This is a genomic window from Psychrobacter sp. CAL346-MNA-CIBAN-0220 (assembly GCF_040309805.1).
Classification (GTDB): Bacteria; Pseudomonadota; Gammaproteobacteria; order Pseudomonadales; family Moraxellaceae; genus Psychrobacter.
This window is the reverse complement of sequence record NZ_JBEOPF010000364.1, coordinates 1-265: the sequence shown is the minus strand read 5'-3', so window position 1 is coordinate 265 and position 265 is coordinate 1. Positions and strand designations below refer to the sequence as shown.

Sequence of the window (265 nt, the reverse complement as noted above, 5' to 3'; positions counted from 1 at the left end):
ACGTCATCTTGGCCGAGTTTTTCTTGATCGAGTAATGTCTTGGAAAAATCCAGCGTCAGTGCATCACCGGCGGGGCTAAGTGTCAGTTTGGTGGTGAAATACTTATCATCGGCCTGACCAAAGGCATGGGGAAAGACGCGGCCAAAACCCGCGAGATCGGTCTCGTACTCGCGATCATCGGCATCAGCAAACAGATAGTCGGAAGGTTTACGCAGCAGTTGCCATGATTTATCGGCGAAGGCGTTGGCCGGTTTGCGGGTATGCC

At 52.8% G+C, this 265-nt stretch carries 1 protein-coding gene; it reads right to left on the bottom strand.

The window, feature by feature from the left end:
• Positions 1–265 (bottom strand): hypothetical protein (locus AAEY88_RS13985; RefSeq protein ID WP_350563349.1); only part of this gene is annotated, 265 nt, incomplete at both ends.